2 protein-coding genes are annotated in these 15863 nt (G+C 42.1%); both read right to left on the reverse strand.

What is annotated here, in order from left to right; all coding sequences use genetic code 11:
* Nucleotides 1-62: 62 nt before the first annotated feature.
* Nucleotides 63-3440: a non-ribosomal peptide synthetase gene (locus LVD17_RS26630; RefSeq protein WP_233763134.1), complete on the reverse strand. Its 3378-nt coding sequence runs from the start codon at nucleotides 3438-3440 to the stop codon at nucleotides 63-65.
* A gap of 1 nt (nucleotide 3441) precedes the next feature.
* Nucleotides 3442-15846 (reverse strand): non-ribosomal peptide synthetase/type I polyketide synthase, encoded by a 12405-nt coding sequence (locus LVD17_RS26635; protein WP_233763136.1) that lies wholly within the window; start codon nucleotides 15844-15846, stop codon nucleotides 3442-3444.
* Between the last annotated feature and the right edge of the window lie 17 nt (nucleotides 15847-15863).

Consider the following 15863-nt stretch of genomic DNA (forward strand, 5'->3'; position numbering starts at 1 on the left):
TAAATCATTTTTTGTTGCCTGATGACCATTTCATATCTTTTTAAATTCTTTTTGAGACTGTATCAGTCTTCCATTTCACCCAATATGTTGTGCATTGCATCAACCTCCTCGTTTACTTCCTCAATATCTCTGGCAGATTGCTCTTCCTCCGTCTGAAGGTGAGCAACGAGAGATGTTATAGTAGGATGATTAAAAAGCATGGGTACCGAAATTCTACGTTCAAGAGATTCGGTTAATAAAGTGCTGAGTTTAATAAGCATCAACGAAGTGCCTCCTGATTGAAAAAAGTTGAAATTGACTCCAATTTCATCCTCTTTTAATGGCAAAACCTGAGACCATGCTTTTATAATTGTCCTCTCAAGGGCCGTCTTCGGCAGTTTTATTTCTTCATAGGCTTTGTCAATCGGGGCCGGCAAACTTTTTCTATCGACTTTACCACTGGCTATTAGTGGGAGCGACTCCATCCAAATATATTGACCGGGAACCATATACGGAGGCAATGTAGCCTTTAGCGCTTCACTTATATACTGATAATCCAGTGGGGTATCTGCCTCATAATAGGCCACAAGTCTTTTATTGGCTCCATCGCCATATATACTTACCACAGCTCGCCCTACCCCTTCAATCCTTCTGATCTGATTTTCTATTTCCAATAGCTCTATCCTATTGCCAAATAGCTTAACCTGGTGATCAACTCTACCCAAATACTCGATATTACCATCTTCCCTCCAATAAGCGAGATCTCCGGTGCGATAGATGCGGGATTCGCCCCCAAGATTACTTTCTATGAAACTGGCGGCTGTCAGACCATCCTGCTTATAGTAACCTATGGCTAACCCTTCACCTGCAAGATAAAGCTCACCTATCACGCCTAAAGGCACTTTATTTCCATCGGGGTCAAGAATATGACACCTAAGATTATCTATTGGTTTCCCTATGGGAACTGTGTTCAAAGGTTGATCTAACGGACATTCATAATGGGTAACATGAATGGTACCTTCCGTAGGTCCGTACATATTTACCAACCGAATGCCAGGTACCTCCTTAAATTTCGTTCTAAAATACTCAACCAAACCGGGGAGCAACGCCTCGCCACTTGCAATTACCAGTCTTAAGGAATTAAGTGCCTTAAAAGCCGCAGTATCTTTCAACAGGTTAAGAAAGATCTCCATCATGGAGGGCACGAAATGAATAACCGTGATGCTTTCTTTTTTCACAAGGTCAGCTATCAACTCAGGATCTCTTTCCATTCCGGGGGGCATAATGATAAGCGAGGCTCCCGAAATGGACCACCAAAACAACTCCTGAAGGGACACGTCAAACACTAGCGGAGTTTTCTGCACTAAAACATCGGCTCCTGTTAATGGGTAATCTTTTTGGTTCCACAGCATGTTGTTCATCAATGCATGATGGTCTACCATTACTCCTTTGGGCTTACCTGTTGAGCCTGATGTGAAAATGGTATATGCCACATCGCTACTATTGATCTTTATCTGCGGTTGCTTTGTGCTGCATTTGACAATATCGTTCGCTGCAAAATCCAGATCCACCCATCGACACCCCTCCGGCAAATCTATTTTAAACCTGTCTCTGGATACCACAAGATCAATATCCCCCTCTGAAACAATTTGAGATAATCTGCTTTCGGGCTGATCCACCCCTAAAGGGATATAGACTGCTCCAGCTTTCATAATACCATAGATAGCAGGTATTAGCCATAGTTCTCTCTCTAATAGAAATCCAATGCGCGTGCCCTGAGTGACTTGAAGTTCATTATGAAGAAATGTTGCTATTTGATTTGAAAGGTCCTCCACTTCCTGATAGGATAGTGACTGGTCTTCAAACTTGACGGCAACATGATCGGGGGTACGTTCAACCTGCCTGGTGAAAAGATCCAGAATAGTCTGATCCGCTCTGTCAATCTCTGTAAGGTTGACCTCTTCAATAACCTTGTTTTCACTTTCAGGTAATATATTGAGACTCTTTATAGCCTCATCAGGGCACTGAAGGGCTACATCACCAATTTGTTGTATATATTGAGCCCAGCGTTCAATGGTAGTCGGTTTAAAAAGGGAGGCATCATATTCCATTTGCCAATCGAGTCTTTCTTCACGTTCTGTTACGGTTATAGTAAGATCAAACTGTGCGGTAACATATTGATCGGTTGACAACGAGCTTACCCTCACACCTTCCATTGTTACTTCAGGAAGATCATAATTTCTGTAAGCAAACATCACATCAAAAAGTGGATTTTTGCGTTGATCCCTTTCTATATCAAGTTTTTCAACCAAGGCTTCATATGGATACTGCTGATTCGAAAAACATTGTAACACCTTATTTTTGGTTCTTTTCAAAAGGGATCTGAAACTTTCGTTTGAATCTATTTCCCCTCTGATAACCAACGTATTGACAAACATTCCAACTAATTTGTCCAGTTGCTCATTATTTCGCCCCGAAACTGGTGTTCCTACAGTTATATCAGTACATCCGGTCAATTTATACAGCAGTATTTCAACGGCACTCAACAACAACATGTACAAAGTAGCCCCCTCATCCTCCACCAGTTTATTCAGACTGGCTGACCTGTCTGTCACAAAACGTAGCACCTGTCCCTTTCTGTCACGCCCTATGGATTTAGGGTAGTCTGTCCTTAGGTTAAGAGGGGTAACTCCTTCTCTAAACTCATTCAACCAGAAATTCTCCTGCGCTTTTAGTTTGTTTTGCCAGTACTCACTTTGTTCGTAAACAGCAAAATCCACGTACCTCAGGTCTGACTGACTGATGGCTTGCTGATGATAAGCATCCATCAGCCCTTGAATAAGTATACCCTGGGAAATACCATCGCATATGATGTGATGAGTATCTATTAACAGCCAATAACTAGTTTCATCTATCCTGACTAACCCTCCTCTTACCAGTAGCTCATTCTTTAGATCAAAGGGTCTTTGAAAGCGCTGAACACACTCGTCCAGATCATCACTCTCATAATGGTCTATACCAAATGACACCTGCTCATCAATGTATTGAACGGGCTCTCCATCAACAACCTTGAACTTTGTTTTAAGAGAATCGTGATTTTCAATAAGCTTCAGGAAGGCCTGTTTCAGCCGGACTTGATCCAGATCTCCTTCAATTTTAAGAATTTGTAGTTGATTGTACGCCAAAGAAGATGGCTCCAGTTCAAAGAGGAAATAAAGCCTTTTTTGAGCTGAGGTAAGTGGGTAATGACTACACACTCCTGCATGCTCAATATGCTCCACCGAAGCAGATTTTGAAAGGCTGCTTAGGTAGTTTATAATATCAGCTTTATGCTCTCTGATCTGCCGGATCAGGGACTCATCAGTACCGCCCTCAGGAATACTCAGTTTCAGATTACCCCTTTCAACCGTCAGACCTATGTTATTTTTCTTTAACGTCAGTAATAGCTCTACTACGCCCATATCAAATCACCATCTCCGTTTTCTTGTCATTATTTCCCTGATCATTGATGTCTGCCCATTTCGACAATTCTATAAAAGCGGCCAGAGCCTGAACAGTCTGGTGGTTAAACAACTCCAGGAATGGTATCTCTATTTCAAACTCTTTATTGATCTTACTAATAAGGGTCAATGCTCTCAATGAATTCCCTCCAAGGGCAAAGAAACTCCTGTCCGTACTAATTTCCGCAGGATCAACAACCAAAATTTCTCCCCATAACTCGCAAAGTTTTTCCTCTATATCACTCTCAGGCTTTACATAACTCCAGTCTCTGATATCAGGAGCAGGTAACGCTTTTCTATCCACTTTACCATTGCTCGTTAATGGTATTTCGCTTAGGGCAATATAGTGCTGCGGCAGCATGTAAGCAGGAATCTTTGTCATCAGGAACTCAACCAGTTCTTTTTCGGTGAGTTCTCTGGTACTCTTATAGTATGCAGACAGTGTTTGCTGCTCTCCTACGCCCTGACTTGTGACTACACATTGCTCAATTTCCAGCTTTTTACTCAGCTGCGCCTCTATCTCTCCCAGCTCTATTCGATAGCCTCTTAGTTTCACCTGATGGTCAATTCTGCCAAGGTATTCAATATTACCATCAGGCAGCCACCTGGCCAAATCCCCTGTTTTATAAACTCTTTCACCCACAGCATCCAAATTTATAAATGCAGCCTCAGTAAGTTCTTTATTGTTGAGGTACCCCTGAGCTAAACCGACACCTGCCAGGCACAACTCTCCGGGTACTCCTACAGGGTTTAGCTGCCCAACTTCATTGATTATATAGCATTTGATATTATCAATGGGCTTACCTATGGGAATATTGCTGAACGGAGTATCTAATGGACACTCAAAATGAGTAACATCAACTGTAGCTTCAGTAGGGCCATAGAGATTGATTAATCGGCATGCTGCCTGCTTATTATAAACAGTTTGTTTAAAAAGCTCTACATGATTAACGGATAGTGCTTCCCCGCTTACAAAAATTTGCCTTATTGATTTCAGCCTGTTTTGTTCCGGAATACTCTTTATTGTATTCAAAAATGCTTGTAACATTGATGGAACAAAATGGATCGTGGTAATGCCATACTCTTCAATCGTATTGAGTATTTTCTCTGGTTGCTTTTCATCGCCAAGTGGTAATACAACCAGCGCAGCCCCTGTAAATGACCACCAGAAGAGCTCCCAAACAGACACGTCAAATGCTAAAGGTGTTTTCTGGATGAGTGTATCGCTACTATCAATCGAGTAGGCTTTTTGCATCCAGAAAATCCTATTGTACAAGGCCTTATGGTCTATCATTACTCCTTTGGGCGTTCCGGTAGAGCCAGAAGTAAATATCACGTAGGCAAGGTCTGTTCCTGACAATGCAACTGGCTCGAAAATTCCTTCATAATCAGTTATATGGTCAGCTATTGTGGTTAAGTCGAGTACGCTTACCATATCAACCAGTTGATCCGCCTCCGGATGGTCAGAAACAAGCATCTTTAACCTGGCTTCACCTACAATTCTCCTGCTTCTTTCCAATGGGTTATCCAGCGACATAGGTACATAAACTGCCCCTGTCTTGATAATTCCATAGATCACCGGAATAGTCCAAAGATTCTTATTTGCCAGATACCCTACAAAATCGCCTTTCTTAACATCAAACTCATGCTGAAGGTAAGCAGCTATTTTATCAGAAAGTGTATCAAGTTCTGCATAGGTCAGCGATTCGTTAAGATAACGTACCGCCTGATTGTCCGGATATTGCTGTACAGATTTTTTGAACGGATTCAGAATTAATTCATCAGGTATATCTACTGCCGTTTGGTTAAACTGCTCCGCTACCCTGCTCTTTTCTTTATCGGTAAGTATGGACACCTCCGAAACCGAAGTCTCATCATGAGCTACCACTTGCCTGATGATGTGCTCTATACAGCTAAAGTAGCTTTGAATGGTCTGCTCAGAAAACAGTTGAGACTTATAGTCGATCGTCAGCTCAAGCTGATTATCATTTTTAATAAAGACCAATGAAAGATCAAAATTGGCATTATTCCTACTTATTTGATAATCAGAAACTTTTAATCCCGGCAAATCAACACTTTTTGTATCCGTATTTTGAAAATCAAAAAGCACATCAAATAACGGATTGCGGGTTATATCTCTTGGTATATCAAGTGCATCCACCAGATCTTCAAACTGAACATCCAGATGTTCATAGTTTTTAAGTATTCTTTCCTTGATGTATTGAAGGAATTCAGCAAATGTTGACTTCACATCGACTTCACTTCGCAGCACCACTGTATTCACAAAAATACCCATGGACTCCGACAGTTCAGCAGGTCTTGAGTCCAGTACGGGAGAGCCCACTATCAAGTCTTTCTGTCCGCTAACTTTATGAAGGAAAATCAAGAAGGAAGCCATTAGGGTCATCTGCAAAGTAGCCTCATGTTTCCTGCTCATGGTTTCCAGTGCTTTTACCAGACTCTCATCCATGATGCCCGTGTACCTGCTCCCTTCATAAGTTGGAGCAGTCGGTCTTGGATAGTCCAGAGGTAAATTCAATGTCGGAATTTCTCCTTCAAACTGCTCCATCCAATACTGCATGCTCTCTTCTTTGGCGGGTTCATTGGTCTGCCAAAACGCATAATCCTTGTATTGGAACTCACTGGATGCGATTTCATCTCCCTGATATGCTGATATGAACTGATTAATAAGTAAACCCAGTGACATCAGGTCTGTAATGACATGATGCATATCCAGCACCAGATAGTGACGATCTTCATCTACTGATATAACCGCTACTCGCATTAAAGATCCTTCACTCAGATTATAGGGCTTAATAAACTCATTGATCTTTTCATCGACACTTTCCTGTCCGCATTTTACAACTTCTACAACAAACTTTGTTTGTTTCTCAATACGCTGATAATAGTTACCATTTTGTTCGTGGAAAGTTGTACGCAGAATTTCGTGTTTGTCAATAATTTGCTTAAATGCCTTATCCACCTGTTCAATATTCAAAACACCGCTGATCTCTTTAGCAGTGGATATATTGTAATTGGTAGAATTCGGGGACAGCTTATTCAATACGTACATGCGTTCCTGCTGAGCTGACAACGGGTAATTTGTTTGCTGAGGTGCTTTTTTAATACCAGCTTGTCTCTCAGTCAGGGTTTCCAAATGTGCAGCCAGCTCCTTTAGGGTTGGTGTTTTAAAGAGTTGGGCAAGTGGCACTTTGTGATCTGCTACCTTTTCTATTTCAGTTATCAGGAAGGTTGCTCTAAAAGAATCACCTCCCAAGTCAAAGTAATTGTCGTTAATGCTTGCTTTATCAATCTTGAGGTTTGTGCACCAAACAGGCATCAAAACCTTTTCCATCTCTGTTGAAGGTTCTTCATATACATTGCCTGTATTGATCACTTTACCTGGCTCTGGCAACAGGTTACGATTCAGCTTACCATTTGGCGTTAAAGGAATATCATCAAGAAATATGTAATAAGCAGGTAACATGTACTCGGGAAGATTGGTACTCAATTGCTTACGTATATCCTGCACCGGCATTTCGCTGCCTACCAGATAAGCGCAAAGGTATGGTTCTCCATCATCAGACTTTCGAACTACTACGGCCGCGCTATCTATGCCCTCAATAGTTGAGAGTACTTGCGATATTTCTCCCAACTCTATTCGGTTCCCTTTAATCTTCACCTGATCATCGATACGCCCGATAAATTCCAATTGGCTGTCTTTGTTTAGCCTTACCAGATCACCGGTTTTATACAACCTCGAAGAGGTAACAGATTCGTTATAGATGAATTTCTCCTCAGTAAGCTCATTATTTACATATCCTCGAGCCAGTCCCATCCCTCCAATATGTAGTTGTCCGGGGACTCCATAGGGTACAGGCTGTAGTGCCTCATTCAACACATGAAGCTCAATATTATCTATTGGCCTGCCTATGGGCACTGAAAGCTCTACTGGCTGACCTGTACAGTCATAGTAAGACACATCTACCGTAGCCTCTGTGGGACCATATAGATTGATCAATTGACATTTGTGATCCTTAAACAGGGTATTAAAAGCTTTTACATGTGAAGGAAGCAGTGCTTCTCCACTGCAGAAAATATACTTCAAGTGCAGCGCTGCTACGAGACCTTCTTTTTCAACATGATTGAGGAACATCTCAAACATAGAGGGTACAAAGTGAACCACAGAGACCTGTTGTGAAATCAGGTGCTCACAAACATCAGAAGGCGACTTCTCTTCATCCTGTGCCATAAGTGAAAGGCTTGCGCCTCCAAATGGCCACCAAAACAACTCCCAAAGTGATACATCAAACCCAATAGGTGTTTTTTGTACTAATTGATCAGTGCTGTTCAATGGGTAGGATTTTTGCATCCAGTGCAACCTGTTCACTAAAGGAAGATGCTCCACCATAACACCCTTAGGTCTACCTGTAGAACCTGAAGTATAAATCATATAAGCCAGGTCACTTCCTTCTATCTTCTCATTGAGATCAGTCGCTTCATATTGGCTGTAAGTCTCCTCTTCAATTAAAATAATGTCCACAGCCTTCAAAGCTGACGGCAGATTATCCACCACCAACACTTTTTTGGCTTTCGAGTCTTCCAGTATGTAAAGCATACGTTCAGCCGGTGTACTCAAAGGTATGGGAAGGTAAACCGCTCCCATCTTCATGATTGCATAGATGCCGACCATCATCTCCAGAGATCTACCCATGTGAACCCCTACAATATCGCCTTTCCCAACTCCTTCACTTTTAAGCTTTCGAGCGAGTTGGTTTGCCTTATTATTTAGTTCTCCATAAGTCAGGTTAGAGCCATTAAATGATAGCGCAACCTGATCAGGTGATTGTCTCACCTGTTTTTCAAAAACTGTAATCACTGACTGCACATCTGGCAATGCTGCCTGCGTGGCGTTAAGTTCTCTGAATATCTCCAGATGCGTTTCAGGAGCTTTTAAAGCCGGTACTTCTTTATCATTAATAACGGATTCTAATGAAGCTATAAACTGATCAAACATGGCCTGGATGGTATCTTCATCAAAAAGATCCTCAACATAATCCCAAACCAGCTCAAGTCCCCCGCTAAGCTCAGCTGCTGTACAGTCAATAAAAACCTGAGAAGTTTGAGACACTGCCATACCCGCATCGCGCTGATCTCCCCAGAATCCCAGGATAGCGTCTTCTTCCGTAGCAACAATATCCCCTCCAAACAGTGCACTGGTAAACACGTAAGGCATGATAGCGCTTGTCCCCATTTTTCTGTGCCTTCTCAGCTCTCTGATGAAATCAATTCCATCATAGAAACGATTATCCAATGACTCCAGCAGCTTGTTTCTAACACTTCCTACCTGATTGCCAAATTGCTCATTGGGATCAATGTTTAAACCCAATATTACCAGTGTAGTGAAATCGCCAACCACACGATCTATTTCTTCATGGAAAGGGTAGCGATTAAACAATGTCAGGTTAATAGCCAGATCGGGAGAATTACTCCAGAATGAAAGTACTCTGGCATAAGCCGTACATAACAACACCGATGGCGTACTGTGGTAGGCCTTAGAAACGGCTTTTAGCTTATCCCACTCGGCACTGGTGAAGAGTTTCCTCTTTCTGTTGAACCTCGGCCGTGCTATCTCTGAAGGGTTGCATTTATAGGGCAACTCAGGTGCAGTTGGAAAATCATCCAATTGATCCAACCAATATTTTTTAGACTTTACAAACTTCTCTCCTGAGCGTAGCTCATGGAAATTGTTCATATAATCCCTGTAAGTATAGCTTAATTTGGGAAGCTCCACTGAAGGGTCTTTCAGTAACATGCCCCACTCTTTCACAAAGATCATGATGCTGGCAGCATCGCAGATCAGGTGATCAAAACAGAAGAAAAGATAGTTTCTTTCATCTGAAAGTTTGAACACCGAAATTTCAAATAGCGGCCAAACGGTTTCATCAAACAACCGGTTACCGAGCCTTTGGCGTTCAGCTTCTATGTGCTTAGTCTGTTCCTCACCTGTAAGAGATCTTAGATCTTTCACTTGTATATCGTAGTGATCAGTGTTATGGAATTTCTGTGTTCCATCCGGAAGCATAACTACTTTCAGCATCGCATGCCTGTTTAATATGCGATTGAAGGTGTCATTTAACAGCTTAACATCTACACTCAATTCACTTTCCTGATAGACGTTGGTGGAAATACCTCCCATTTCAAAATGATCGCTTCGCCCCATAAGATAGGCCATTTGGATAGGAGAAATAGGAAATGGATCATAAAAGTCATCTGCTACTTCCAACTCTATGGCAGCAGACTTTTCCGTCTCTATCGGCACACCTCCACCCAATAATTCAGCTATCTTTCTCGCTGTTCTCAGCTCAAAAAATGTTGTAACAGGAACATCGTAACCAAACTTTTGTTGCATCAGGGATATGGACGAAATTGCCTTTATGGAATCACCTCCCAATTCAAAGAAGTCGTCTTCCACCCCAATTCCTGACATACCAAAGGTAGTCTCAAAAGTAGCTATCACATTAGCTTCTACATCATTGGATGGTGCTACATAGGCCGTATCAATTTCAGGACGTTGCCCTGAGTTAAGCAAACTATCTTCCCGTGTTTCAGTAACATCCGAAAAATTGAGTTCATCGATAAACTGGCGTACTTCAGCAAGGTCGTAAGCGGAAATAGCTACCCTTTGTTCATCATTCGATAAAATTGTGAACAAGGCATGTAAACCTTCTGCGGGCTTCACAGAAAGCAACTCTTCAAAGCCTATTTCTTGTCCTTTTATGGAGAACTGGTGATTTTTGGAAGCCTCTGCAGCTATTCCCGTTCCCTTCCAGTCGTTCCAGTTTACGGTATATGCATTAATGTTTTTAGATCGCAATGAATGAACATAGGCATCTAAAAACTCATGACCTGCATTATAAGCTACCTGACCAAACTTCAGGCGTGAGAATATATTACCTGTGGATGAAAAGTATAAAGCAAAATCCGGGTTTTCACCTTCGATCAGTCGTTCCAGCATCAGTGCACCCAGCACTTTAGGGTCCAGGTATTGAGCTGAATCTATCGCATTTCTACCCTGAATTATTCCTCCATTGTCAATGCTTCCAGCAATATGGAACAAACCGTTCAACGCTCCAAACAACTGTTGTGCTTCTGCATAAGCCTGTTTCATCAACTCCTGATCACAGACATCGGCTTGCTTTATTAACAGCCTGGCACCATTCATCTCTGCCTCCTGAAGCTGCCTGATCTTCTGTTTTATTTCCTCGCAGGTATCTCCTGACTCGAGAAGTTCATCCCACTGTTCGCTTTTAGGAAAATCCCTTTTATCGATCAATAAGAAATTAGCCGGAGTCATCTGAGAAAATGCTTCAACAATTTGCAGAGACATTCCTCCCAGTCCGCCAGTTAGCAGATAAAAACCCTGACTCTTTACTGACATCTGGTTCCCCGTATCTTTGAGTGCTACAGGAACATATTTCTGAGCGTAGATGTGCTCATTTCTATAACTCAATACCTCTTTACCTTTGGCAAAAGACATGTTGAGTCCCATCTCCAATAATCTAACCTTCTCCTGTTCGTTGGAGGCGCTGAGGTCTACCCCTGCAAAGTCTATAACCTGTACATTAATATTAGGGTACTCCACAGGTATCACCTTAACAGGGCCAAGTATAATAGCTTTTTCTGGCTGTACCTTTTGTCCCTCCAACACCTGGTGTATATCTGTTGTAATCACTCTGATCAACAACTTTCCGGAAAAATGCTTAGACCATGCCTGCGAAAAATTCAACAATGAATTGTAACCTATATATAAATCTTTACCGGCATCTGGTGCGTAGGAACTCCAGTAGTGATGTACTGTATCAATATCAACACCCTGTTCTTTAACATATTGTACCAGGTGATCAAAATGCTCTGGTTCATCAGGGTTTATAGTAAAGGTATTGTTGTTATGAGCAAAGCTATCTCCCTTTTTCACCCATACAACTTGTTCTACATTTGAATATATAGCCTTTTCAATGGCTTCTGAATACACAACCTCATCTACAAATACTATAGCAGCAGGCGCTTCAGTATTTTGCTGAACTTCTGTCTTTGTCTGTTTCCAAACAGGCTTATAGTACCACTCCTCAAGGCCATTCTTTTTGAAGCGCTGTACACCTTTATTCAGTCGGTAAGTTTTATCAATTCGCTCCTGAATATCAGCGGTAGACAGTATTACCTGATTATGTTCGCTATCTGAAATTATGCGTTCAAAAGCATCCAGTATTTCATTATGGTCTATGGCTAAAGGCTGGTCAGCCTGCTTATCTTCAAAGCCCAAAAGGTGATCCCAATTGATAGACAGCCACCTTCCTTTAACCTTATCTTTTACCCAATAACTGAAGGCATCCATAAAGTTATTACCTGCCGCATAGGCTGAGAAAGGTCCCATGAGTGAGGTTAGGGACGAGCTAAAGATGCAGAAATCCAGTTCGTGCTCCTTAAAGACCTCATACAGGTTGATAGTTCCTTTGATCTTGATATCGAACTGTACCTGAAGAGATGAAGCAGGTACTTCATTAATGATCAAGCCCATAGAATCTCCGGTCATCGTACCTGCTACGTTGATAACTCCGTTGATCTGTCCTACTTCCTTTTCGATCATTTTTACAACTTCTTCTAAAGAAGATTGCTCTGTGATATCAGCAGAGTAGGTATGTATTCTCCCTCCTTTATCTTCAATCTCTCTGATCTGTTGAATTTTTGAGGCCAGGCCGGGTGCGATTTCTTCTACTTTATCCCAATCAGCCCTTGACGGATATTGCGTTCTGCTCACTAATACAATATCGGCCTGATTTTGCTCTGAAAGATATTTTGCATACAAATAGCCTATATTGCTTCTGTTACAAAGACCTCCCAGGATCACTATCACCTTCTTTTCCTCAAAAAGTTGGCCCAGTGCTTTCTTTCGTTTAATCACTGGCTGCTTTCTGTATTGCAATCTCCATTTTCCAGTGCCCCTGAAACCAATAGTAAGGTCTTTGGGTTGCGATGTTTTTAGTTCTTCGAGAAGAACATCCGTGCCAATCGCCGCTTCATTATCGACATCAATATTAATGCATTTTATGGCATCGAATTCGATCGGAATTACTCTACTAGCTCCATATATAGAAGCCGCTATGGGGTTTAGTGGTTCTGCTCCACTAATCTGATGTACATTTTGGGTCAGTGTATAGATTACAACCTTTTGTTCTTTACCTGCATGTCGGTAGAAGGATTTTGCAAAAGAGGTCAGGCACTGGAATCCTGTTGTTATATGAGAGTCAACCGAAGCTGTTTCTACACCACTGGTACTGATACTCCAAAGGTGAACAACTTTCTCGGGTACAGAGTTATCCCCTTTCAGTTCCTTCAATAGAAAATCATACTGTTTTTCTATCGCAGGGTTGACCTGATAGTGATTTTTCCCTACTCGTTCAAATTTTCTACCTTCGGTAACTTTGATAACCTGTTGATTTTGTACTTCGAGAGAACTAATCAGTTTTTCAGCGTGGGCAGACCCATCACTAAATACCAGCCAGCTGTATATTCCGTCAAACGCCTGTTTGCCTGAGGTATAAACTTTCTCCCATGTCGGTAGGTAAAACCATTCGTCTGCATTTATATTTTTTGAGAGCCCTATGGCAGTAACTGGTACAGGAGCCAACTCAGGTGTTTTCTTCTGATGATCCTTAAACCAATATCTTTTTCTATCGAAGGCATACCCTGGCATAGATATACGTTGCTTCTCTCCCTTTTTATGTAGCAGGCTCCAGTTAATTTCGAGCCCTTGTAACCATAGACGTTGCAGCTTATTCAGTAAGAATCTATGGTCAGTGACAGCCATAGCTTCCGGTCTGATGAGGTTTGTAGCATAATGTCCCTTATCTAAATCCAGGTAGCGCTGAATGGTTGATGTCAGGTCAGCTCCCGGACCTACCTCTATCATAACAGCATTTGGGAGTTCCAAAGCTTTACTCAAACTATCGGAGAACCTTACTTTTTCACATAACTGCTTCTCCCAATAAGTTGTATTAGTAATTTCCTGTCCTGCCCAATCTCCGGTATTATTGGAGATCAAAGGAATCTCTGTCGGCTGAATTGAAATGCTTTCAAGAACACCTCGAAGTTCAGGAAGCAATGGCGACATCATAGAGCTATGAAGAGCAAATTGCCCCGGAAGCATTAATGAAAGAATCCTGTCTTCTTTAAGCTTGCTTTCCAACCTTATAATTTCCTCTTTAGGTCCCGAAAGCACACACGAATCCCCATTGTCAATAGCTACTTCTATTTGTGGTATCAGGTATTCCTCAATTTTCTCTGCACTTAAAGGAACACTAAGCATACCGCCCGGCATACTTTTCTCCACCAGTTTTCCTCTGGCTACGATAAGGCGTGTTGCCTCTTCAAATAAAATACTGCCGCCTATGGAGGCAGCTACCAGTTCACCGAAACTATAGCCAAGAAGCGCATCAGGCTCTACACCAAACGCAACCAATAGTTTGGCCAGTGCCCGCTCAAATACAAAAGTAGCGACCTGAGCAATTTCAAAGGTGTTGATTTTCTCTTTGGCCTCTGGCTCATTTCCTTTTTGAGGGTAAACAATTGACTTTAGGTCTACATCCAGGTATTTATTCACCTGAGCAAAGCCTTCATCCATCGCTTGCCTGAAAATATCATGTTTAAGGTAAAGGTCCAGTCCCATATTGACATACTGGCCTCCCAACCCTTGAAAGACGAATACAACAGACCTTGACACATTGCCTTTTGCTCTTACAATTTTTTTCTCCGTCAATTCTGGGGCTAATGCACTGAAAAGCTCATCCAGGTCTTTACTTACCACAGCACGCCTGTACTCATATGACCCACGCCCAACCTGAGTAGTGTATGCCAGATCTGAAAGGGAGAGGCTGCCATTACGTTCTTTGATAAACTGACGAAGGTGATCGGTTTGTTTGATCAATGACTGCTCCGATTTAGCAGATAATAAAACTACGGACTCTTCCTCTTCCTGAAGCTCTGTTTTTTGATTTTCATATTCTTCCAATATGATGTGGGCATTGGTACCCCCAATACCAAATGAGCTAACTGCTGCTCTCCTCGGCCCTTCACCAGCCTCCCAGGCGATAAGTTTATCATTTACCCGGAAAGGGCTATTTTCAAAATCTATCTTTTCGTTTGGCTCACTAAAATTAATGCTGGGTGGTATCTCTCTGTTTTTCAAAGACAACACGGTTTTAATGAAACCGGCTACTCCGGCAGCAGCATCCAGATGTCCTGCATTTGATTTAATAGAACCTATACCACAATATTTCTCCCCATTAAAGTGATAAGCCTTCTTCAAACTTTCTACCTCTACAGGGTCTCCAAGCTGCGTACCCGAGCCATGCGTCTCGATATAATTAATTGTGGTTGGGTCTACTTCGGAAATAGCCAAAGCACTTTGAATTACAGCAGACTGACCTTCTACACTAGGTGCAGAATAACCCGCCTTGGCATTACCGTCATTATTAATGGCAGACCCTTTAATGACCGCCATGATCTGATCTCCGTCGCTAATGGCATCATCAAGACGCTTCAGTACAACCACGCCTACCCCATCGCTTCCCATAAAACCAGTACCATTTTGATCAAAGGGCCTGCAATGTCCATCAGGGGAAATAATCATCCCTTCCTGGGCAAGCATACCATATTTACGGGGCAATTCTAAAGATGGAAATAAAGTACTAACACCTCCGGCCAGTGCCATATCACATTCACCAGCCAATAATGACTGAACGGCCATGTGAATGGCTACAAGAGAGGTAGAGCAGGCAGTCTGCACGGTCATAGCAGGACCTTTCAGGTCAAGCTTATATGCCACGCGTGTTGCGAGGTATTCACGGGCATTGAGACCAGAAATTTCAAATATTTCAGAAAAATTTTTGAACTCAGGCAGAAAGTTAGCAACCCAGAAGGGATTAAATCCAGCTCCTGCAAATAGTCCGGTAATCGGCTTGTTAGTCCCCCCATACCCGGCGTCTTCGAGTGCATGGTATACACATTCATGAAACAACCTCAATTGTGGATCCATGAAGTTTGCCTCTCTGTCGGTATAATCAAAAAACGATGCATCAAACAGCTCTACATCTTCTAATACACCTTTCGCCTTCACATATTTAGGATCGTTGATCAAATCCTCACTTATGCCATTGGCTCTGAGTTCTTCATCTGAAAAGAAGCTAATCAGCTCCTTACCCTCACGGAGGTTGGTCCACAATTCATTCAGATCTTTTGAGCCAGGAAAACGACCTGACATACCCACTACTGCTATTTCTAAACCTGTATAGTTTTCTTTATTATCCATTTAATGTTCTGAATTCG

The sequence above is a fragment of the Fulvivirga ulvae genome, from assembly GCF_021389975.1.
GTDB classification, from domain to species: Bacteria; Bacteroidota; Bacteroidia; order Cytophagales; family Cyclobacteriaceae; genus Fulvivirga; species Fulvivirga ulvae.